The sequence below is a fragment of the Actinomycetota bacterium genome (genome assembly GCA_012837825.1).
Taxonomy (GTDB): Bacteria; Actinomycetota; Humimicrobiia; order Humimicrobiales; family Humimicrobiaceae; genus Humimicrobium.
On the sequence record DUQM01000058.1, the window covers coordinates 1 to 21,176 of the forward strand.

The window sequence follows — 21,176 nt, forward strand, 5'->3', positions numbered from 1 at the left end:
TCTCTCCTATGCCTTTCAGAAACTGCAGTATCCTGAACCAGCTTATCGTATCTGAAGAATTATAGCTTATCTTCAGATACGCAATAAGGTCTTTTATGTGCGAGGCTTCCGTGAATCTGATTCCTCCAAATTTTATAAAAGGGATGTCTGCAGCACCAAGCTCTATTTCAAGATCATCTGAATGCCATGCATTCCTGAATAGTACTGCCATGTCCTTTAATTCAATACCTTCTTCCCTTAATTCAAGGATTCTCTGCACTATGAATTTTGATTGTATATTGGGACTCTGGGTTTCTATGTATACAGGTTTGTCGGAACTTTCTTTTTTTGTAAATAGTTTTTTTGAAAATTTTTCTTTTGAATTCTCTATTATTGAATTTGTCAGATTTAAAATGGGCTGTGTACTTCTGTAATTCTGCTCAAGAGTAATAATTCTGCACCGGGGAAATACTTTTGGGAAATCCATTATATTTCTAAAGTCTGCCCCCCGGAATGAATAAATACTTTGCGAGTCATCGCCTACAACCATTATATTTTTATGCTCATCCGCAAGCAGATATGCGATATTTGCCTGTATTCTGTTTGTATCCTGGAATTCATCAACCATAATATATCTGTAATAAGAGGAAATTTTTTTTCTCAGCTCATCATTATCCTTTAAAAGCTTCTCTGTATATAAGAGCAGGTCATCATAGTCCATCATCTGTTTTTCTTTTTTATATGCCTGATATTCCAGCTGAATCAGTTTTATCTCTTCTGACCAATGCGCAAAATGAGGATAATCCGTATTAAGTATTTCACTTATATCGGTATTCTTATTGATTGACCTGCTTATAACTCCTGTAATTGTTGATTTTAAAGGAAATCTCTTGTCTGTTTTATTATAGCCAAGCCCGGATCTTATAATTCCCACTGCACTTTCAGAATCGCTGTCATCAAGAATTGTAAAGTTTTCCTGAAAGCCGATGAATTTTGAATATTTTCTTAAAAGCATATTTGAAAAAGAATGAAAAGTTCCTCCTGCCACTTTCCCGCATCTGTCATCAAGCAGCATGCTTGCTCTTTTAAGCATATTTTCAGCTGCTTTTCTGGTAAAAGTCAGTAATAGTATATTCTGGGGTTTTATATTTTCTTCAACCAGCCTGGCAACTCTGTAAATAAGGGTTTTGGTTTTCCCGGTACCGGCTCCGGCTATCACAAGAGCCGGCCCTTCAGCAGATTCCACGGCTTCCAGCTGCCTCGGATTAAGCTCTTTGGAATAATCGATAAGGTAATTATCTTTTTTTAATGACCGGTAACCTTTTAATTTGTATTCTTTCATTTATGAGTAAAAAAGATTAATGTCATCTTTTAAAATTTGCCGGCAGATTTAAAAATCATCTTTATCTTTCCGGAGTCTTGCACCATACTGACTGATAACTTTGGATGCAAGACTTGCTCCAATGGTTCCGCAGGCATGCAATTCTCTTCCTGCCATATAACCATGCAAAAAACCGGCTGCATACATATCCCCCGCTCCTGTAGTATCAACCAGCTTCGGTGGTTTACAGGCATTCACTTTTATTATTTCCTCCTGCCTGACAAGCACAGATCCTTTTTCAGCACATGTAATTGCAAATACATTTTTATATTCTTTGCATCGTGATACTGCTTTATTTAAATCAGAAGTTTCAAAAATAGAGATTATCTCATTTTCATTTGCAAAAACAATGTCTGTTCCATTTTCGATAAGATCAAGAAAATCCTTTCTATGTCTGTCAACACAAAAACTGTCAGACAGCGATAAAGACACCATGCATCCGGATTCTTTTGCAATTTTAACTGATTTAAGAATAGCTTCCTTTGCCACTTTCCTGTCCCATAAGTATCCTTCTATATAGAGCATTCTTGAACTTTCGATGATATCTTTGTCTATGTCTTTTTCCTCAAGATTTCCCGCAATTCCCAGTGATGTGCACATGGTTCTCTGGGCATCGGGAGTGACTAGAATTATGCACCTGGCCGTAGAAAGCTCCTCGGAATATTTACCGGTCTGACATTGAACGCCGCATAATGAAAGGCTTCTGTCAAAAGTGCTTCCAAGGGCATCATCACCGACTTTGCCGATAAAAGCAACTTTGTTGCCGAGATATGCAAGACCGGCAATAGTATTTGCTGTGGAACCTCCCGATACTTCCTCTTTATTTTCAATTCCGGAATACAGTTTTTCCGCTAATGTTTCATCAATAAGAGTCATTGAGCCTTTGACAAGTCCGAATTCATCAAGAAAAGAATCTTCAACGCTTGCCAGTACATCTACTATTGCATTACCTATACCTGTAACATCTATTGTTTTCTTTTTCATTTAAAAAACTTTTCTGTTCTCTTATTTTATATTCTTATTCAAAAACAATTTTAAATAAATTTTCTTTTTATTGAAACCAGATAAAGCATTATATTCTTTGCCGGAATTCATAAATTCAGTCAAATAGTTGACAGTCTGCTGAAAATAATTAAAATTATATTATCTGAAACGTTTCAAAGTTATTTATTTATAATAGCAAAGTTTCTCGAAAATTATTATTACAATAAGTTATTTTATTAAAAAACATGGTAACAATAAAAGATATTGCCAGAAAATCAGGAGTGTCCGTAGGAACTGTATCAAATGTAATAAACAATCTTGAAAGCGTAAAAAGCAAAAATAAAGAAAAAGTGCTGCAGGTAATAAATTCACTCGGCTATAAACCTAATAAAATAGCAGCAAGTCTTTCAAGGAAAAAAACGATGAATGTAGGGCTGATAGTGCCTGATGTGTCAAGTCCATTTTATTCAGATCTGATAAAAGGTATCTCTGATACTCTTGAAATCAACTATTATAATATCTTTTTATGCTCATCAAATAACAATATAGAAAAAGAAGAAAAAATAATAAGCGATCTTTTGTCAATGTGGATAGATGGAATAATACTCATCCCCGTTTATTCCAAAAAAAGAAATCTGCAGCTTCTGAAAAATATTGAAATACCTGTTGTTATTGTAAACAGAGAGGTTGAAGGAATAAAAAAGGACATTGTTATTTTTGATAATTTTGGCGGAGCTTTTGAAGCTACCCGGTTTTTAATTGCAAATAATCATAAAATAATCCCAATACTCAGCGGACCAGAACTGTCCAAATCGTTTGAAGAGAGATTTCAGGGGTGGAAAGCGGCTATGGAAGAAAGTGATCTTTTCAACGATAACCTGATATTCAGGGGAAACTTTTCAGTAGAAGCAGGACATAGAATGATGCTTGAAGTGCTAAACAGAATAGATAAGATAGATGCTGTCTTTGCTTCAAGCGATCTGATAGCCCTCGGAGCTTTAAGTGCTATTGACGAATATAACCTGAAAGTTCCTGACGATATTTCGGTAGTGGGTTTTGGAGATATATACCTTAGCAAATTTCTAAAACCCTCCCTTACCACAATAAGAAGACCTTTTTACAATATTGGAAAAACGGCTGTGTCACTGCTTCTGGACAGAATATCCGGAAATAAAAAGAAAAAAATTACCAAGTTTATAATTAAAGGAAAACTTGAAATAAGAGATTCAGTTAAAATATCAGAGCTATCAGAATAGGATTTATTTAACATATGCCCTCTTAAATAAACATGCAGCCGGATGAAATTGAGAAAAAAGCTTCGGAGTTCTTGATTTAAAAAACTTCGGATATTACACCTTAAGATTTTCAGCAACAAATTCCATCATTGATTTTACTTTTATATCCAGCCCGTACTTTTCTTTTAAAGAATCAAGCTGCGATCTGCAATTTTCACATGCGCTTATTACAGTTTTTGCTCCTGTTTCCTTTATCTGATTTGCCTTGATTTCACCTGTTTTTATGCGGAACTCATCCATTTCAGGCATTGCAAGCAGTCCTCCTCCACCACCGCAGCACCATGATTTTGCTCTGCTTGAAGAAAGTTCTTTAAAATTATCAGTTATTGCATTGATCACATATCTGGGTTCTTCAAAAAAACCTCCGTTTCTGCCGACCTGGCAAGGATCATGGTATGTGATTATTTCCGATGAAGGACTTTTGTTTACTTCGATAAGACCGGTCTTGATATATTCTGAAATGGCATCGATAAGAGCGGTGATCTTAAAAGGCGGTTTCTGTCCGCTCCAAGCTTCATAAAAGAAATTCATTACTCTGTATGCATGGCCGCATTCAGTTATTATTACTTCTTTAACATTAAGCCTTTCTGCCTCATTAACTATTCTGTCAGCGATAGCCTTTGTTTTTTGAGAATCGCCAAGGAAATATCCATAATTGGCTGCTTCAAACATTGAAAGTGTCCAATTTATTTTTGCTTTGTTAAAAATAATTGCAGCAGGCAGAATAGTATGCATACCGGAAAGGGCAACGTAAAGGACGTCCGCATTTTTCTTGTCTATTGGAATTTTTGCTTTTTTATCTTTGATTTTTTTTCTGATTTCCGGCTCGGATTCTTTTAGCATTGAGATGAATATATCTTTATCTTTATTAAAAAGATCATTATTCTCACCTTTTGCAATAGCCGCATCTGACAACTCTCTTAGTGTCTGATTTTCCATCCCGGCTGATAAAAGTATGGCCTTCGCAACTGACAATATGTGAAAAGTATCTATGCTGAACGGACAGTAATACATGCATCTTCTGCAGCCTGTACATGCATAGGTTGCCTGATAAAGTTCGCTTAGGAGAAATTCGTCATCAGCTTCTTTTGCCTCATATATCTTCGGAAATACTTTTCCCAGAACAGAAAAATATTTTTTATAAAGTCTTCTTATCAGTTCTGCCCTGTATGCAGGTATATATTTGGGATCCTTTGTGACTTTATATTGGTGGCATGCATCTCTGCAGATCGCACATCTTGCACAAATATCAAGATAGCAAAGAAGCTGCTTGCTTATTTTGTTTTTTAAGGTTTGGATCATTAATTCTTTTTTTTCAATATCAAGCATTATTCACTCCTGACTTTATTGGCAAAAAAAGTACCGATTAAATGAACAAGTTTGCTGAACGGAAAATAAATTACAAACAAATTCACAAAAAGAACATGCCATGAAAGAACCCATTTCGTCTGACTCTGTGCAAGAGCTTCATTAAATGCAGGTTTAAATCTTAAAATGCTTTGAAAATATTCCCTGTAATCCTCAGTGTGAACCGTTCCGAAAAATCGCATATGGGCTCCAAGTCCGACTATCCCGATAAGAAGAATTATCAGTATGAAATCCTCAGGAACAGAAATATCCTTATATGGTGAAGCAAACCTTCTGAACAGATAATATCCGAGAGCAATAAGCATTATTATACCCGTTGTACCTCCGCCTACCGCTCCAAGAGTATCCAGATTATCCTGGCCTATTATATTTGAAACAAAAGTAAATTCTCTTACCAGCCTGAAGTGTCCGAAAAGAGCTATAAATAATGCTGCATGGAAAAGCATCGCAAAGATCCACATCCATCTGTCCACCTCAAGCGCCTGGGGAAAAATGAAAGAATCCTTGATTATTTTAAAAAATCTTGTAAATCCATTTTTCGGTTTGGGATAAATACCAAGACTTATTTTCACTCTCGGACTTCTTGCCCAGACAATTATTTTAAATGTCAGGCCGGCAATAAAAACTATCACAGCCACATACACGAGTATGGCTACAATAAAAGAAAAAGGATCCATGTTCATTTCAAAATTCCTTTAATTTTAATATTAATTATAAAATTACTGATGAACTTATTATTATATATTCTATAATTTATTTCAGCCTCTTAATATAAAAAATTAAATCTTTTTTATCAAATCTCCATTACATCCATACTATCTGGCATGGATACATCCTTACTCCAAGATTTATTGCAAGTTTTCTGAACTTATAAAAAGATATTGCACCTTTGGAAGCCATTATTTTATCAAACATCATCTGCCCATGCCATAAAATAAACTTGCTGAAACCGGCTTTCCCGATATCGCCGTCATATATAAGCCTGACATTTTCCCAAAAAATCCTCTGCGTTCTTACGGGGTTTTTTTATTGTCCTCATCCCCTCAATATTTGACATCCATATTTACAGCGATTCCCCTGTGTCTATGTTTATATTAGTGCACCCCGGCTATGGCTATGTTTCATTAGTGTCCCCTCTGGCTATGTTTCGTAGTGCCCCTGTACTATTATATAAGAAGCTATAGCTTATCCATGTCTCCGCTTAATACAATCATAGATAATTTCTTCTTTTTATCTTCCATGATTCTTTTCTTTTAATTTTACTATAACTGATTTTTTTAATAATGGGTTAAAATTGTCCGGCATTTTATTGATTTTCAATTATTCCGGAAAAATATTACTATATTATGAATAAATAATATTTACTTCAAAAATGTTTTGTTTGAAATTCCTGCTTGCGGATGAAAGAAAAAGACAATCTATAATAGCTATAGTGATAAAAACAGGAGCAACAGACAGCACAGAAAATTGCATGAATAAATATGGCAATTTCGGAAATAAAGGAAGTCTGAATGGTGAAGGCAATAAAGAAGGAATCGGTAATAATGGAAAAAAATGATTTTGAGGAACTAATTTTAAAAATAATAAAAGATATCCCGGAAAAATTCAGGAAGCAGATGAAGAATATAGACATATTGGTCGATTATGAAAATACAACAACAGCTTACAGTAAAAACAAAAACAATATCACTCTTGGTTTGTTTCAGGGAATTCCAAATACCGTAAAACCAGGACATAATAATATTATATTCCCGGACAAAATAACTATCTACAAAAAATCACTTGATGCTATAAGCAGAAATGATGAAGAATTGGAAAAAAACCTGAAAATAGTCATTCTTCATGAGATAGGGCATTATTTTGGCCTGGATGAAGAAAGATTAAAAAGTCTTGGTTGTCATGTCAAGTAGCATATGTCTGAAACAACATATAGCAAAAACAAGGATGTCTTCAGATAATCCATCTAAAAATATTGACATCCGGTATATAATTATAATTAGAATAACTAAAATATTTTTCACTTAAAGTGAAAAATTAATTTCTTAAAATTAGAAAATTATTTTAGTTTTTTATTGACCTTTCTGATATAATGATATTGTATTAATAGAAACAGGTTTTAACTTTCATAAAATTGAAAGATTTTTCCCGGATCTGCCCTGTTTGTATAAATACAGTTCTTAATCATTAAATTTTAAATTTATATAGGAGTTGAAAATATGGCAGAAGACAAAAATATAATAAATGAAGATGGCAAGGAGAAGGTAAAAATCCCCAGCGAACTTCCTATCCTTGCTTTAAAAAATAGTGTTGTGTTCCCCTATCTTGCAACCCCTCTGGCAGTTGGCAGAGATATGTCTACTGAAGCAGTTAAAGCTGCATCAAAAGAACATAAGATAATAGTAGTAGTTGCACAGAGAGAGAAAGATAAGGAAGCAGTCACCAAAGATGAACTTTATGACACAGGCACAGCTTGTGTAATAAAACAGGTTGTCAATATATCATCAAATGAAATCAAATGTGTTGTTGAAGGGCTTGCAAGAGTAAGAATAAAATACTTCACACAAACAGAAGGTTTTTTCAGAGGTGCAATTGAAGTATTAGAGGAAGAAATCTATGCTGAAGATGAAGAGATAAATAATCTTAATACAACCATAAGGATGCAGGTTGAAAAATTTATACAGCTGGGCATACCTCTTCCCACAGCTTTTGTTGTAGCTGCTACCAATATTTCAAAGATAGAAGTACAGGCTGATTTGTTTGCATCTTATCTGCTTACGGAAATAGAGCAGAAGCAAAAAATCTTGGAAGAAATAAATGTGAAAGAAAGACTCAAAAAGCTTACTGAATTTCTTTCAGAAGAGCTGAAAAAATTTGAAGTACAGAGCCAGATCAGAAATAAAGTTCAGGAGGAAGTAGGAAAAACTCAGAGAGACTTTTATCTTAAGCAGCAGCTTAAGGCAATTAAAGAAGAGCTCGGAGAAGCTGATGAATCAGTAGCTCTTACCAATGAACTGGAAAAGAAATTAAAAAAGAAAAAAATGCCAAAGGAAGCAAGAGAAAAAGTTGAAAAAGAAATCAAAAGGCTTGAAAGTATGCCGAGTATGTCTCCTGAACACTCTTATGTCAGGACTTATGTTGAATGGATGCTTGATGTTCCGTGGATAGAAAAGACAAAAGACACCCTTGATATAAAGAAATCCAAAAAGATACTGGATGCGGATCACTATGATCTTGAAAAAGTAAAAGAACATATACTTGATTATCTTGCAGTAAGAAAGCTTAAAGGCAAAACTACAAAAGGACCCATACTGTGCTTTGTAGGCCCTCCGGGCGTAGGAAAAACTTCGCTTGGGCAGTCTATTGCGAAGTCACTCGGGAGAAAATTCATAAGAATGTCAATAGGCGGAATTAGAGATGAAGCAGAGATAAGAGGGCACAGAAGAACATATGTAGGGGCATTGCCGGGCAGAATAATACAGGGTCTTGCTCAGGTCGGTGTAAACAATCCTGTTTTTATGCTTGATGAAATCGATAAGGTAGGTGCGGATTACAGGGGGGATCCTTCTTCGGCGCTTCTGGAGGTTCTGGATCCCGAGCAGAATAATTCTTTTAGGGATCATTACCTTGAAATACCCTATAATCTTTCAAATGTAATGTTTATTGCAACAGCGAATATCCTTGATACGATACATCCCGCTTTAAGAGATAGAATGGAAATACTTGAGCTTCCGGGATACAGCAGTGAAGAAAAAGCTCATATTGCGGAGAAATTTCTTATCCCCAAGCAGCTGGAAGAACAGGGCATATCAAATTACAACATAAGATTTTCCAAAGACGCCGTACTTGCAGTGATTGAAGAATTTACCAGAGAGGCGGGCGTCAGAAATCTGGAAAGGGAGATTTCAAATATTTGCAAGAAGATAGCAAGAGAAATAGTTGAAAACAGGAAATTTCCTAAAATTGTGACCAGAAAAAAAGTTTATGATTATTTGGGGGTTGCAAAAATACAGCCTAATGAGATAGAGGATAAAAACAATGTCGGGGTTGCCACAGGTCTGGCTTATACTACCGTAGGCGGAGATATAATACTTATTGAATCCACCTATTATAAAGGGAAAGGCAGTATCATACTTACAGGAAATCTTGGAGATGTAATGCAGGAATCAGCAAAGGCAGCAATAAGCTATGTGCACTCCAAATCAAAGGAGCTTGGAATAGATGATAATATATTTGCAAAATCAGACATGCATATCCATGTTCCGAGTGGAGCTATTCCAAAAGACGGGCCTTCAGCCGGGGTAGCAATTACTACCTCTGTAGTTTCAGCCTTGATCGGAATACCGGTTTTAAGAGAAGTCGGCATGACCGGAGAGATTACATTAAGAGGCAGAATCCTTCCCATAGGTGGATTAAAAGAAAAACTTCTTGCGGCAAAAAGAGCGGGTTTAAAGAAAATCGTGCTGCCCTCGAAAAACAAAAAAAATATTGATGAAGTTCCTGAAGCTATCACAAAAGGACTTAATCTTGTATTTGTTGACAATATAGATGAGCTCCTGCAGCATACACTTGAAAAAAGCCCTTTCGACAAAATACCTGCGCTTTCTGTAAAACAGAATAGCAGAAATAAGGTAAATATGATTACAACTGCCTGATGGCAGAATGACAGAAGTTCAAACTCATATAAAATCCAGTCCCTGAATTAACAGAGACTGGATTTTATATTTATAGAATTTGTGGAAATTTATTATTAATGCTTGAAATGCCTTTTTCCGGTAAAGACCATGGATATTTTGTATTTGTTACAAGCCTGTATTACTTCATCATCTCTTATGGAGCCGCCCGGTTGTATAATTGCAGCTATTTTATTTTCGGCAGCTATTTCTATTGCATCGGCAAATGGGAAAAAGGCATCGGAAGCAATGACTGCTCCTTCACATTTTCCCTGAGATTTTTCGACTGCTATTCTGGTTGAATCAACACGGCTCATCTGTCCTGCCCCTACACCGACAGTGACTTCATCTTTTGTTATAAGGATTGCATTTGATTTTACATTCTTGACTATCTGCCATCCGAAAAGAAGATCCTTCCACTGGGACTGTGACGGCTGGACATCTGTAACAACTTTCATTTCTTCTGTATCATCAATGCCCATGTCTGAGTCCTGAATTATAAGACCCCCATCCACACTTTTAATATCGGGATACATAACAGATCTGTCACCATTCTTGATTTTGGCTATATACGACTTTAAATCAAAATTAATCTTTAAAACCCTTAAATTAGGTTTCTGCGAAAGAATCTCCAGCGCTTTCTCTTCAAAGTCCGGAGCAATAATGATTTCGACATATTTATCTATTAAAAATTTGGTTGCTTCCTCATTCCATTTGTAATTGCTTGCGATAACACTCCCGTATGCGCTTATAGGATCAGCTTCATAAGCCTTCATATATGCTTCTTCAACACTTTTCCCGACAGCACATCCGCAGGGATTATTATGTTTTATAACCGATACACAGGGTTTTTCAAATTCTTTGACAATATTGAAAGCTGCATTTCCATCAAGAATATTATTATAAGATAATTCCTTTCCCTGCAGCTGTTCCGCCATCACAAAACTTGAAGGAAGGGCATCTGTAAATTTGTAGTACGAAGCTTTCTGATGCGGGTTTTCCCCATATCTCAGATTTTGTTTCTTTTCAATTGAGAGTCTGGCTGTTTCTTTAAAATCCTCATTATTATCTTTTAATATATTCGAACCGGACATGATTTCCTGTAATGCTTTTGTATTATCTACATTAAGGAAATCTTCAATTTTTACAGTATCTGAACCATATTCAGGAATTTTCTTGATAAAATAATTAAAAATATAACTATCGTATTCGCAGGTATGCTTGAATGCTTTTATGCTAAGCGAAAAAAGTGTTTCTTTTGATAAAAATCCCTCATTTTTATCCATCTCATCAATAATTATGCCATAATCACCGGGGTCTGTTACAACTGCGACTGAACTATTGTTTTTGGCAGCGCTTCTTATCATTGTTGGGCCGCCAATATCAATATTTTCTATAGCCTCTTCTATTTTAACACCCGGCTTTGATATGGTTTCCCTGAAAGGATACAGATTGACGATTACCATATCTATTTTTTTTATCCCTGCTTTTTCAATTTGTTCCATATGGGAAGGGATACATCTGTTTGCAAGTATTCCGCCATGTACAAATGGATGCAGCGTTTTTACCCTTCCGTCAAGCATTTCAGGAAATCCTGTAAGTTCATCTATTTTTATTACTTTGATTCCTGCCTCACTTAATGCCTTATAAGTGCCTCCCGTGGATACTAACTGAATGCCAAAAGATTCCAGTCTTCTCGCAAAATCGATAATACCTTTTTTGTCAGAAACGCTTATCAGCGCTCTTTCGATTTTAATTTTCAATTTTTTTCCTTTCTGATATTGATACTTTTCTTCCATTTATCTCAAGCAAATCTTTGCAGAAATATTCAACTGCAAGCGGATAGATGATATGTTCAACTTCGTGAATTTTCCTCTCCAGAGTTTCGATAGTATCATTTTCCAGTATTTCAACAGCTTTCTGAATTATAATTGGTCCGTTATCAAGTTCACTGTCTACAAAGTGAACCGTCACACCTGTGACTTTTACGCCATAATCAAAGGCATCTTTAATTCCCTGCATTCCTTTAAACGAAGGCAGGAGTGAGGGATGTATGTTTATAATTCTGTTCTGATATTCCTTTATAAATTCAGGACTTAGCAACAACATATATCCGGCCAGGCATATGAGATCTATCTTGTTCTCCGCCATTAATTCAAGTATTTTTCTGTCAAAACTTTTTCTTGAATCAAAATCACTGTGACTTAAGCAATAAGTCTTAATCGAACTTTCTTCTGCGCGCTTCAAAGCATAAGCGTCTGCATTATTTGAAAACACAATTAAAATATCTCCATTTATATCATTTGTTCTGCTGTATTCTATCAGAGCCTGCAGATTCGACCCGTTTCCGCTCGCAAAAACAGCAATTCTCTTTCTTTTGCTTTTGTTATCGCTTATCTTCATTAAACTTTTATGCTCCTTATGATTTAAAATATCGGTTTTTCAATTTTTTCGGACTTCAAATGCCATTGATAATAACTTCGCCTCTACCGGTAACAATCTCTCCGATTTTATATATATTTTCATTTAATCCGCCTGCTGCTTCCAAAAGAATATCGGCATTATCCTTATCTATAATGACCACCATCCCAATGCCCATATTAAATACCCTGAACATTTCTCTTGTACTTACATTCCCTGTTTTCTGCAGAAAATTAAAAATATCCGGAATCATCCAGGAATCTTTGTCGATAAAAGCATCGCAGTCCGCCGGTATTATTCTGTTAATATTTTCATAAAAGCCGCCTCCGGTTATATGAGCAATACCTTTAACATTTACACTGTCTTTGATTTTTTTTATCAGCGGCACATATATTCTGGTAGGTTCAATAATGCTTTTGCCAAGATTAATGCAGCCATCTCTCATATCGTATTCTTTACTTAATTCAAGGTTGTTATCCGAAACAATCTTTCTTATAAGAGAATAACCATTGCTGTGAGGGCCTGTAGAGCCAAAGCCACACACAATATCTCCAGGCCTTATTTCTTCTTTATTAATAATTGATTTTCTATCTACGACTCCTACTGCAAAACCCGCGAGATCAAAATCATCAGTTTTATAAACGCCCGGCATCTCTGCGGTTTCTCCTCCGAGCAACGCAATTCCGGCTATCCTGCATGCATCGGCAATAGATCCGACTATTTCCTGTATTTTTTCAGGAACCAGTTTTCCGCATGCAATATAATCCAGAAAGAAAAGAGGGTCTGCACCACAGCAGATTATGTCATTTACGCACATGGCTACAAGATCCTGCCCTATTGTGCTGAAATCATTCATATTTTTTGCAATAAGTATTTTTGTTCCGACTCCATCTGTCGATGAAACCAGAACAGGCTCACTGTATTTTTCCGTATTCAGCCTGAAAAGTCCGGCATAAGATGAAAGATCATTTAAAACACTGGAATTAAAAGTTGAAAGCACTTTATCCTTAAATCCTTTTATTGCTTCATTTGCCTTATCTATGTTTACGCCCGAGTCTGCATATGAATTCTGATTTTCTTTTGTGTTCATGGTATCTCCATACTTTGTTTTTTAATTTCACTTTCCAGGGAATATTTTTCATACCTTTATAGATTAATGTATTTTCGTCATCGGAAACTGCAATCCCTGCGCCCTCTCGGCCCCTGTGCTGAAGAGCCTGAAAGCCATAGATATTATTTCAGCATAATAAGTTTATATATTCTTTTACCGGCATTAATTTTTTAAAATCAAATATCTTTAAGCCTGTTAATTATTGTATCAATATGCTTTAAATGATAAGCAACATCAAATAATTTCCTGATATCGCTTTCACTGATAATATCTGTTATTTTTTTCTCCGCCAGAAGATTCTCAAGAAAACTGCCTTCTTCTTCCCAGGCTTTGAGAGCTGAAGACTGAACCAGTGCGTATGCATCTTCTCTTAGCATTCCTTTACCTATCAGCTCAAGCAATATTCTCTGGGAAAAAATTATTCCTCCATATTTCATCAGATTTTTTTCCATGTTTTTATCAAGAACAATTAATTTATCCAGTATGAAAGATGCTTTTTCAAGTATATAGTCAAGTATTATAAAACTGTCCGGCAGGATTACTCTTTCTGCAGAAGAATGTGAAATATCTCTTTCGTGCCAGAGCGACATGTTCTCAAAACCTGTGACAACATTGCTTCTTAAAATTCTGGCAAGACCGCAGATCCTTTCACACAATATGGGATTCTTTTTATGCGGCATTGCTGATGAACCTTTCTGCCCGGAAGTAAAAGGTTCTTCAACTTCCTTGACATCTGTCCTCTGGAGATTTCTTATTTCGAGAGCTATTTTTTCTATAGTCCCTCCGGTAATTGCCAGTGCGCTTACTACTTCAGCATGCCTGTCTCTCTGAAGTATCTGTGTTGAAGCAGGGGAATTTTTCAGACCAAGTTTTTCACAGACTTTTTTTTCTACATCCGGAGATGTATTGGCATATGTCCCCACTGCCCCACTTATTTTCCCATACCTTATATTTTCTTTTGCAGTTCTAAGCCTTAGGCAATTTCTCTGCATCTCAAATGCCCACACTGCAAATTTTAAACCAAAAGTTATAGGTTCTGCGTGTATGCCATGCGTTCTGCCAACCATTATTGTATATTTATATTTCTCAGCTTTTTCTTTGAGAATATTGATAAAAGCAGCTACCTTTTTTTCAATGATGTTAAAAGCATCGTTTATCTGCATTGATAAGGCAGTGTCCCCGACATCTGAAGAGGTAAGGCCGTAATGAAGATATTTTGAGGATTCTCCTATATAGGAGCCTGCATTCGTAAGGAAAGCAATCACATCATGGTTTGTCTTTTCTTCTATTTCCAGTATTTCCTGAAGCTTGAAGCCGGCTTTATTATTTATTTCTTCTGCCGCTTTACGGGGGATTATCCCGAGCTCGCCCTGTGTAAGAGCTACTGCCTTTTCAACCTGAAGCCACTTTGCATATTTATTTTCTTCAGACCATACCTGACCCATTTCTTCCAAGGTATACCTGAATATCATATTTTCTCCTTGACTGGTTAAAAATATTACAAAAATTACAAATTATTTTCCAAAACCCTGTTTTTGAATTCCAGGTACGAATTTTCCTCCTTCAAGTCAAGAAGAAACTCATCTCCATGATCAAAAAAAACCTGGTCGTATGCTTTGATACAGACATCTGCAACTTCTAATATCCACTTATTGCTGATTTCCCAGCTTTTAAGTTCACTAAGCCAGAAAATATCTTTTTTTGGAATTTTAGCTGTTACCAACTCTGATAAAACAGGATCTTTTTTTGAAACCTGCAATAAAAACTTGTTTGTATCAGATAAAAAAGACAGATTGGCAATTTTTAAATCAAAATCAGACTTCAATTTATCCTCATCCTGTAAATTAATTAAAATAAAATTATCTGTTTTTTGGGCTGTAATACATTTTCAGCCTGTTCATGTATTAATAATAATCTAAACTGCTTGGATATTTCAAATATGATTTAGCCTAGATTTTCATTTAAAAATATTTTGGCTTCATCAGGATCAACAATTACATAACTTACATTATCTATTGTCGCTGATTCACCAGGCAAAGTCAGCAGAATAAAATCATCTCTGTTTATCATCATCTTGAAAGCAACTTTTATATAATCAAATGTCTTGAAATTAGATTTTGTATCTTCATTAAGTATTTTAAGTATATCAGGAATCTGGGGAATTATTGAAAAATTTGCTTTTTGTCTGAATAATTCTGCAAGAAGATACTTCTGTCTGTCCATCCTGTCGAAATCACCCTTTGCGGTTGCACGGCATCTTGAAAATGCAAGTGCCTGTTCACCTGTGAAATTATGAGTACCAGGATCAAAATCAGAGCCGGACTTGTCATCATGAAGGGGTTCGGCTACAGTAATAGTTACTCCCCCCAAAGCGTCCACCAGTTTTATGAATGCAGAAAAGTTAGCAAGCATGACTTTATCTATTTTTATATCTGTGAGTTCATAAATCTCATCCACAACCATATTGACGCCTCCATAGACATAAGCTGCATTTATCTTATTTATCCCGTGACCTTCAAGCTCTACTCTGGTATCGCGCGGGATGGAAATAAGGGCATTTTTACCATTGTTCCCTATATGCATTATTATCATCGTGTCTGTTCTGCCCTCAAATTTATTTTCGTTTTCTCGTTCATCAATCCCGAGAAAAAGGTAGTCAATTCCATTATCCTTATATGACGCAAGTTCTTCACTGTAATTGATTTTTACAGAATCATCACTGGCGATTTTCCTGTCATTGCTTCCTATAAAATAGAATATGATAACCGCTGCAATGACTATAATTATCATAAAAAAAATAAAGCAACCTCTTGCTTTTCTCATTTTTGCTACTCCCTTTTGAATATGTTTATTTTAAGAGTTTCAAGAGTAAAAATCCTAAAATGCCTGTCCGGTATTTGAAAGATAATATAAAGTATGCAAAAGTTTTTCAATCGGATCATTGGTCTGAATATTGACATGCGGAGGTGCTTCTATCGGTACTGATGTATAATTAATTATTACTTTAATGCCGGATTTCACAAGCAGATCGGTTACCTTTTGAGCTGAGCTCTGACTTACTGCAAGAATTGCAACTCTTATATTGTTTTCATTGATAACATCCTGCAGGAAAATGATATCCATCACTTCTTTTTCGGATATTTTCTTGCCGATTATTTTTTCATTATTATCAAAAACATATTCAATATTAAATCCAAATTTCTTTAAAATCTGATAGTTGAGAATCGCTCTCCCAAGATTACCGGCACCAACAAGTATTAATTTTACATTAGCTTCATGACCAAGTATCTGATTAAAACTATTGATAAGAGCATCAATATTAAAACCTACACCGCGTTTTCCTTTGATTCTCAGATTTATTAAATCTCTCCTTATTTCTGCGCTATTGATTTTGGTGTTCTCGCTTATATCACTGGAAGTAACAGTTCTTTTGCCAATGTCTTTAAGCTCAATCAGAAATCTGAGATATTGAGAAACCCGCTGAATGACCCCTTCAGAAAAAATGAAGTTTTTCATATTTCTGCCCTAATGAAATAATAAAATACTATGATTGTTTAAACATATAGTTTGTATCACTCTTGTAACAAAATTTCAAGTTAAAATTTTAAAAAGATTAGGGTTTCTTTCAAATGCGGAGATCATATATGCCATCTGTGATTTTAAACTTTCTGCTACATTTGTTGCAGGTTATTTCGTTTTCAGTAAATGAAAAACCGTATTCGCCGTCTCTGCATGACGGGCACATTATCAGGTCTGAAAAATCCGGAGCATCAGTATTTGCAGCAATCTTATCTTTTTCCGGTTTTGATGCTTTTATGAATATGCTTGGACCAAGCCTGAGAAATGAAAAAATATTTTGTACAATATTTTCAGCTTTATTTAATAATCCGGTCCTTATTCTGTTTTTTAAAAAAGACAGTCTGAAATTAGACACGCTTATCAGTCTTTTTATCTGAAGGCCGCTTTCATGTATTTCTTTTAATATTTCTTTGGGGTGATAATTCCTTATTGTCTCGCCTATATACAGAGGTTCCGGTGAAAAAGGAGAGCTTGCAGTCTTTCTTAAAATAAATTTCAGGATGTTCTTAAGATTTTTCTTGTTTGCAAATTCAAGAATAAAGACACTGTCTTTCTTTAATATTCTTGAAACCTCATTGATAAAACCGGATGTTGAGCCAAGATGATGCATCAGTCTTACAGATATTGCCATATCTAGTTTTTCATTCCTCAAAGGGATGTTTTCTGCATCTGCTGCAATAAAATAAATATTCAGGGGTTTTCTTGCAGAAGCATTCTTTGAATAGAAGTCTTTTACAGACTGCATGGTGTTTTTAAGATTGCTGACTGAATAATCAAGCATTATTATCCGGTTAAAATCGTTATACTCATTAAACAATCTTCCAAAACCACATCCTATATCTGCAATAACACCTTTATTTTTAAAACCTGCAAATAGTTTTCTTATTGCAGTTCTTTCAGAATAATCCTCATACTGCCTTTTATTATCCTGCCAGAATTCTCTGTAGTCATATGTTTCATAATCAGACCTTCTTAATTCCAATACAACCTTCCCTTTTAATTATCAAAAAACGGAATAAGGTTATATTAGTTATATAATCGTCAAATATCAATAATTTAATCAAGCCGGACTTCTGAATCTGCCGACTCTGATAAAGCATTGTTTTCGCTACTTAGATCCGGTAATGAAAATTCAAGGCTTGGCGCAACTACATCTGCCACAATATTCATTATATTTATTTTTTTCCCGTCTTTTGTGTCAAAGCTTCTGTGATTAAGCCTTCCGCTAATGATAACTCTGTCGCCTTTTTTAAGCTTACCTGCACAATTTTCTGCCAGACGGTTCCATGCAGTGACATTGAAGAAATCAACATTTTCATTTTCATTCCCGTCTTTGTCTCTCCATCTTTTATTAACTGCTATTCGCAAATCGGTAATTGCAAGTCCCTCGTTTGTATATTTAATTTCAGGATCTCTTGAAAGATTACCTAGCAAAACAAATTGATTTAAACCATTCATTGCTTCTCCTTCTGTTAAATTATTTTAAAAACTGAATCGATATTTTTTACAAAAACCAAAATCTTCACTCCATGGATAGATTATCCTTGAAGTTGCTGTAGACGAAATACTGTTTTTTTTCATCAACTTATCTACAAAAAGAAGATTAAGGGGCGCTTTTGCCGTAACACTCACTTCGTCATAGGAAATATTTATATCTATTTCATAATTCTTTATGTTCTTATATTCATCACTCAGAATATCTTCAATATTAATATCATTATGTTTAAAACTTAAAAGTTCCTGTGAAATTGCCAAGGACAACATCTCCGCAACATTTTCCGTTTTTTCTCTTTTGACGAAAATACATGAAAAATCAAGAATGATTATCAGAAAAAAACATATAAAAATCATAAAAACCAGAACCGTTATGCTGATATTGCCATTTTCATTTTTCTTAGATCTCATCCTGATTCCCACATTCCATCCTCATGGTGCTCTCTGCATTAAGTATTACTTTTTTACCGGTAAAACTTTCAAGAATATTGCCAAAACCGCCATATCTTATACTTATTTTTACTTTTATGTATTCTCCGATTCTTCTTTCGGATTCGCTGCCTGGAATAAAGCAGACATTGTCAAACGTAATATATTTTCCTGTCAGATTATTTCTGATAAAATAAGCAGCTTTATCATTTGAATTTGTGGTTGCAATAATTCTTGCAGTTTCTCTTGCAGACTGCTCAATATTATTCTGCAGATATATCAAATAGCCAAGCTGGAGGAAGACAAAAAAAATGATGATCACAAAAGGCAGCACCATTATGAATTCTATTGTAGACTGGCCATTTTTTATGTAAATATTAAAATGTCTTTTTATAAAATAATTTATTTTGCTAATTTTCATTCTTTTATGTTTTGTGAAAATCTTTAATCAATACTCCTCCAACCTGGCTGAAACCGATGATGTTTTCTTAAATCAGTTCAGAGATCTTGCTAAAAGCTTTTGAAATCAGATCAACAATCATCGGCTTGCCGACTGCAACCAGTATAGCTGAAATTATTCCCGCTACTACCGTAACCAAAGCATATTCCAGGGTAGACTGACCCTTCCTGGAAACTAACTTTTTCTTTATAGAAATTAAAATTCTATTAATAAAATCACCTCCCTTCATCATTGAATTATTTAGCATTTACCTCCTTTCATATATTTTTTACAGATACTTAAATTAGAAAAGGTCTCCTCCTATTACATATACAAGCGGTCCCCCTACAATCAGAATAAATGATGGAAGAACCAGAAAAATAAGGGGGAATAGTATTTTTGTTGAAAGAAGCCTGGTTTTTCTGTCTATTATCTGGGAAATCTCGAACCTTGAAAAATCGGCTTTTTGTCTGATTATCTCACTTATGGAAGAACCATAATTTTCTGCCTGCTGCAGCATAAAGACAAATCTTTTGAAAGATTCCGGGTTATTTCTCGAAAGCAGCCTTTTATATGATTCTTCTTTGCCAAACCCAAGTTCAAGATCTTTGAGAAAGGTAGACAGTTCATTGGAGATATACCCTTTATACTCATTTGTCACTATTTTGATCGAATTATAAATGCTCTGACCTGCAAGCGTAGCAACATATATAAGATCCGCAGCAAAAGCAAGTTCGTTTTCTACTTTGTGGTTTAATCTGCTGACGAACATATTTACAAAAAAATCAGGAATAAAAAATCCTGCAAAGAATCCTATGACAAAAACAATACAGATATTAGAAAAACTCATTATCACTGATAAGAGCATCGCCAGAGAGAATGCCGTAAGTATTTTGAAACCAAGGACTGAATGTATGTTTAATCCTGTAAAGTTTATGCCAATGAAGCTGACTTTTTTAGTTAATTTATTCTTATAAAAACAGGGCAGCACTTTTTGTGTTGTTTTTCCCAGAAATAAAAGCAGTCTTACAAACCAGAATCTTTTATTGTTAAGAAATTTCTGATGAACACCTTCTTTGCCTTTATCCTTCAGTGTTTCATCTTTTTTTCTCAGCAATCTTTTTCTAACAAGATAATATATAAAATAAAGACAGACTGAAAAATATATCAATATTAAAATAATCATATTTTTCATAGATAATCTTCCCTTACTATTCTTTTTATAACTATATAACCGGATAGCTCCAGCAAGGTTCCGATTAAAATGGCGGCAATTCCCAACCCGGTAGAGATAAATCTCTCAACAGCCTGATTAAAAATAAAATACATAAAAATAAGTCCTATGGCAGGGAAAAAAACTATTATATTCCCTGAAAGCCTGCTCTGGGCAGTCCTTGTTTTTACCTTGGTTCTTACCCTGATATTTTCCTGGACAGTTTTAAGTATGTTTGAAGCAATAAAAAGGAAATTGCCTCCAATTGTATTGTTGATTTTTATGGCATTAATCAGTAACCGTATCTCTTTGTTGTCTGCATTTTTTGAAAAATTATCCAGAGCTTCTTCAAAAGGAATATTGAATTCAACTTCATTATCAATTTTTTTTAAGTAAGAATATAAAGGATTCCTGAACCAGGATAATGAAATTTTGAAAATCTGCCTTATATTTTTTCCCGATTTTAAAAGTATTATCATATTTGAAATAAACTCTGCAATCTGTATTTCAAAAAATTCTTTTCTTTTCTCCTGGACTCTCTGAATAGTTTCAAATGTAATAATTGAAGCCACCATACTAAAGAATATTGAGATAAAAATATTCCTGAAGAAAATCTGAAACATCAATAAAGCGATAAAAAAAACAATCGGAAATAGAATTTGTTTTTTTATGGTAAAAAATTTCCTTAATCTTTCCTTTTTTCCTATTTTTTCTCTGCTGCGGAAATGGCTATTGTCCTCATGATTGATTGAGATATGCTTATGCATAAAAATCAGTCTTATTGATTTTGTAATGCCTTTTAAAAAACAATAA

At 34.8% G+C, this 21,176-nt stretch carries 22 protein-coding genes; 4 read left to right on the forward strand and 18 right to left on the reverse strand.

The window, feature by feature from the left end; genetic code table 11:
* Both GXZ93_04295 and GXZ93_04300 read right to left on the reverse strand, forming a co-directional pair.
* On the reverse strand, positions 1–1,321 hold a 1,321-nt coding region (locus GXZ93_04295; GenBank protein ID HHT78999.1), incomplete at its 3' end, for an ATP-dependent helicase.
* A 48-nt stretch (positions 1,322–1,369) separates the two neighbouring features.
* The gene (locus GXZ93_04300) at positions 1,370–2,344 is read right to left on the reverse strand and encodes an adenosine kinase (protein ID HHT79000.1); all 975 of its coding nucleotides are present in this window, start codon (positions 2,342–2,344) and stop codon (positions 1,370–1,372) included.
* 245 nt (positions 2,345–2,589) lie between these two features.
* Here GXZ93_04300 and GXZ93_04305 point away from each other — a divergent pair, with 245 nt between their 5' ends.
* A complete protein-coding gene (locus GXZ93_04305) occupies positions 2,590–3,600 on the forward strand; it encodes a LacI family transcriptional regulator (protein HHT79001.1) in 1,011 nt (336 codons plus the stop codon).
* A gap of 93 nt (positions 3,601–3,693) precedes the next feature.
* Here the strand turns inward: GXZ93_04305 and GXZ93_04310 are convergent, their stop codons facing one another.
* Together GXZ93_04310 and GXZ93_04315 are read right to left on the reverse strand one after the other, a co-directional pair.
* Entirely contained in the window at positions 3,694–4,968 is a 1,275-nt protein-coding gene (locus GXZ93_04310; GenBank protein HHT79002.1) for a (Fe-S)-binding protein, read from the reverse strand.
* Entirely contained in the window at positions 4,968–5,690 is a 723-nt protein-coding gene (locus GXZ93_04315) for a hypothetical protein (protein ID HHT79003.1), read from the reverse strand. The genes GXZ93_04310 and GXZ93_04315 overlap by 1 nt, the downstream gene beginning before the upstream one ends.
* Before the next feature lie 698 nt (positions 5,691–6,388).
* Between GXZ93_04315 and GXZ93_04320 the strand changes: the two genes are divergently transcribed.
* The 3 genes from GXZ93_04320 (at position 6,389) to lon (ending at position 9,659) form a co-directional block, all read left to right on the forward strand.
* Positions 6,389–6,565, forward strand: a complete 177-nt coding sequence (locus tag GXZ93_04320; protein ID HHT79004.1) for a hypothetical protein — start codon at positions 6,389–6,391, stop codon at positions 6,563–6,565.
* Positions 6,519–6,917 (forward strand): metallopeptidase family protein, encoded by a 399-nt coding sequence (locus GXZ93_04325; protein HHT79005.1) that lies wholly within the window; start codon positions 6,519–6,521, stop codon positions 6,915–6,917. Before GXZ93_04320 ends, GXZ93_04325 begins: the two co-directional genes overlap by 47 nt.
* Before the next feature lie 306 nt (positions 6,918–7,223).
* On the forward strand, positions 7,224–9,659 hold the full coding sequence (lon, locus tag GXZ93_04330; GenBank protein ID HHT79006.1) for an endopeptidase La: 2,436 nt from the start codon (positions 7,224–7,226) through the stop codon (positions 9,657–9,659).
* 95 nt (positions 9,660–9,754) lie between these two features.
* Here lon and purH read toward each other — a convergent pair whose 3' ends face one another.
* The 14 genes from purH to GXZ93_04400 all read right to left on the reverse strand — a co-directional run bounded on the left by purH (position 9,755) and on the right by GXZ93_04400 (position 20,986).
* Positions 9,755–11,434: a bifunctional phosphoribosylaminoimidazolecarboxamide formyltransferase/IMP cyclohydrolase gene (gene purH, locus GXZ93_04335; protein HHT79007.1), complete on the reverse strand. Its 1,680-nt coding sequence runs from the start codon at positions 11,432–11,434 to the stop codon at positions 9,755–9,757.
* The gene (gene purN, locus GXZ93_04340; GenBank protein ID HHT79008.1) at positions 11,430–12,080 is read right to left on the reverse strand and encodes a phosphoribosylglycinamide formyltransferase; all 651 of its coding nucleotides are present in this window, start codon (positions 12,078–12,080) and stop codon (positions 11,430–11,432) included. Before purN ends, purH begins: the two co-directional genes overlap by 5 nt.
* 55 nt (positions 12,081–12,135) lie before the next feature.
* Positions 12,136–13,188 carry a phosphoribosylformylglycinamidine cyclo-ligase gene (locus GXZ93_04345; GenBank protein ID HHT79009.1) on the reverse strand — a complete coding sequence of 351 codons (1,053 nt, stop codon included), beginning with the start codon at positions 13,186–13,188 and terminating at the stop codon, positions 12,136–12,138.
* Positions 13,189–13,385: 197 nt separating this feature from the next.
* On the reverse strand, positions 13,386–14,681 hold the full coding sequence (locus tag GXZ93_04350; GenBank protein ID HHT79010.1) for an adenylosuccinate lyase: 1,296 nt from the start codon (positions 14,679–14,681) through the stop codon (positions 13,386–13,388).
* Between the two features lie 35 nt (positions 14,682–14,716).
* The gene (locus tag GXZ93_04355; protein ID HHT79011.1) at positions 14,717–15,034 is read right to left on the reverse strand and encodes a hypothetical protein; all 318 of its coding nucleotides are present in this window, start codon (positions 15,032–15,034) and stop codon (positions 14,717–14,719) included.
* 119 nt (positions 15,035–15,153) lie between these two features.
* Positions 15,154–16,032: an LCP family protein gene (locus GXZ93_04360; GenBank protein ID HHT79012.1), complete on the reverse strand. Its 879-nt coding sequence runs from the start codon at positions 16,030–16,032 to the stop codon at positions 15,154–15,156.
* Between the two features lie 54 nt (positions 16,033–16,086).
* Positions 16,087–16,725 carry a redox-sensing transcriptional repressor Rex gene (locus tag GXZ93_04365; protein HHT79013.1) on the reverse strand — a complete coding sequence of 213 codons (639 nt, stop codon included), beginning with the start codon at positions 16,723–16,725 and terminating at the stop codon, positions 16,087–16,089.
* 109 nt (positions 16,726–16,834) lie between these two features.
* Entirely contained in the window at positions 16,835–17,770 is a 936-nt protein-coding gene (locus tag GXZ93_04370; protein HHT79014.1) for a methyltransferase domain-containing protein, read from the reverse strand.
* 74 nt (positions 17,771–17,844) lie between these two features.
* On the reverse strand, positions 17,845–18,246 hold the full coding sequence (locus GXZ93_04375; GenBank protein HHT79015.1) for a single-stranded DNA-binding protein: 402 nt from the start codon (positions 18,244–18,246) through the stop codon (positions 17,845–17,847).
* Positions 18,247–18,270: 24 nt separating this feature from the next.
* Entirely contained in the window at positions 18,271–18,693 is a 423-nt protein-coding gene (locus GXZ93_04380; protein HHT79016.1) for a hypothetical protein, read from the reverse strand.
* The gene (locus tag GXZ93_04385; GenBank protein ID HHT79017.1) at positions 18,683–19,132 is read right to left on the reverse strand and encodes a pilus assembly protein; all 450 of its coding nucleotides are present in this window, start codon (positions 19,130–19,132) and stop codon (positions 18,683–18,685) included. Before GXZ93_04385 ends, GXZ93_04380 begins: the two co-directional genes overlap by 11 nt.
* A 67-nt stretch (positions 19,133–19,199) precedes the next feature.
* A complete protein-coding gene (locus GXZ93_04390; protein HHT79018.1) occupies positions 19,200–19,418 on the reverse strand; it encodes a hypothetical protein in 219 nt (72 codons plus the stop codon).
* A 36-nt stretch (positions 19,419–19,454) separates the two neighbouring features.
* Positions 19,455–20,345, reverse strand: a complete 891-nt coding sequence (locus GXZ93_04395; GenBank protein ID HHT79019.1) for a type II secretion system F family protein — start codon at positions 20,343–20,345, stop codon at positions 19,455–19,457.
* Positions 20,342–20,986 carry a hypothetical protein gene (locus GXZ93_04400; GenBank protein HHT79020.1) on the reverse strand — a complete coding sequence of 215 codons (645 nt, stop codon included), beginning with the start codon at positions 20,984–20,986 and terminating at the stop codon, positions 20,342–20,344. Before GXZ93_04400 ends, GXZ93_04395 begins: the two co-directional genes overlap by 4 nt.
* Positions 20,987–21,176 lie beyond the last annotated feature (190 nt).

What these genes read in the sequence shown, in the direction of transcription:
- GXZ93_04300 (HHT79000.1), bottom strand. Translation starts at nt 2,344, where the DNA reads ATGAAAAAGAAAACAATAGATGTTACAGGTATAGGTAATGCAATAGTA.
- GXZ93_04305 (HHT79001.1), top strand. Translation starts at nt 2,590, where the DNA reads ATGGTAACAATAAAAGATATTGCCAGAAAATCAGGAGTGTCCGTAGGA.
- GXZ93_04310 (HHT79002.1), bottom strand. Translation starts at nt 4,968, where the DNA reads ATGCTTGATATTGAAAAAAAAGAATTAATGATCCAAACCTTAAAAAAC.
- GXZ93_04315 (HHT79003.1), bottom strand. Translation starts at nt 5,690, where the DNA reads ATGAACATGGATCCTTTTTCTTTTATTGTAGCCATACTCGTGTATGTG.
- GXZ93_04325 (HHT79005.1), top strand. Translation starts at nt 6,519, where the DNA reads ATGGTGAAGGCAATAAAGAAGGAATCGGTAATAATGGAAAAAAATGAT.
- lon (HHT79006.1), top strand. Translation starts at nt 7,224, where the DNA reads ATGGCAGAAGACAAAAATATAATAAATGAAGATGGCAAGGAGAAGGTA.
- purN (HHT79008.1), bottom strand. Translation starts at nt 12,080, where the DNA reads ATGAAGATAAGCGATAACAAAAGCAAAAGAAAGAGAATTGCTGTTTTT.
- GXZ93_04345 (HHT79009.1), bottom strand. Translation starts at nt 13,188, where the DNA reads ATGAACACAAAAGAAAATCAGAATTCATATGCAGACTCGGGCGTAAAC.
- GXZ93_04350 (HHT79010.1), bottom strand. Translation starts at nt 14,681, where the DNA reads ATGATATTCAGGTATACCTTGGAAGAAATGGGTCAGGTATGGTCTGAA.
- GXZ93_04360 (HHT79012.1), bottom strand. Translation starts at nt 16,032, where the DNA reads ATGAGAAAAGCAAGAGGTTGCTTTATTTTTTTTATGATAATTATAGTC.
- GXZ93_04365 (HHT79013.1), bottom strand. Translation starts at nt 16,725, where the DNA reads ATGAAAAACTTCATTTTTTCTGAAGGGGTCATTCAGCGGGTTTCTCAA.
- GXZ93_04375 (HHT79015.1), bottom strand. Translation starts at nt 18,246, where the DNA reads ATGAATGGTTTAAATCAATTTGTTTTGCTAGGTAATCTTTCAAGAGAT.
- GXZ93_04380 (HHT79016.1), bottom strand. Translation starts at nt 18,693, where the DNA reads ATGAGATCTAAGAAAAATGAAAATGGCAATATCAGCATAACGGTTCTG.
- GXZ93_04385 (HHT79017.1), bottom strand. Translation starts at nt 19,132, where the DNA reads ATGAAAATTAGCAAAATAAATTATTTTATAAAAAGACATTTTAATATT.
- GXZ93_04390 (HHT79018.1), bottom strand. Translation starts at nt 19,418, where the DNA reads ATGCTAAATAATTCAATGATGAAGGGAGGTGATTTTATTAATAGAATT.
- GXZ93_04395 (HHT79019.1), bottom strand. Translation starts at nt 20,345, where the DNA reads ATGAAAAATATGATTATTTTAATATTGATATATTTTTCAGTCTGTCTT.
- GXZ93_04400 (HHT79020.1), bottom strand. Translation starts at nt 20,986, where the DNA reads ATGTTTCAGATTTTCTTCAGGAATATTTTTATCTCAATATTCTTTAGT.